This is a genomic window from Acinetobacter sp. WCHAc060025 (genome assembly GCF_004209355.1).
Taxonomy (GTDB): Bacteria; Pseudomonadota; Gammaproteobacteria; order Pseudomonadales; family Moraxellaceae; genus Acinetobacter; species Acinetobacter wuhouensis.
Genome location: NZ_SGSX01000070.1, coordinates 1 through 312, shown reverse-complemented (window position 1 = coordinate 312; position 312 = coordinate 1). Strand labels below are relative to the sequence as shown.

1 protein-coding gene is annotated in these 312 nt (G+C 42.3%); it reads right to left on the bottom strand.

The features are described 5' to 3' along the window. A partial coding sequence (locus EXE09_RS18920; protein ID WP_213073900.1) for a hypothetical protein occupies positions 1-312 on the bottom strand: 312 nt, incomplete at both ends.

Below are 312 nucleotides of genomic sequence, written 5' to 3'. Positions count from 1 at the left end.
TCTGTAAATGGTTTACCTGTATCTGGATTGATCGGTTCTTCTGTGAAGTCAATCGTGAACGTTGGACCATTTGGATCGTAAGTAATATCCACAGTCGGTGGTAAGTCCGCTGTTTCTTTGTCACCACCACCTAGGTTACCACCTTTGTCTTCGTATGAATCTGTAGGAATCTCTACAGTTACATCTTTTGATGGATCAGTCGGTACTGGCGTCACAATGAATTTGGTTGGATCTTGTGGATCAACAGTCACAGTTGTATCTGGACCTAGATTGTTCTTTGGATCACTTGTGATGAGATCTTTGATCTCTTCG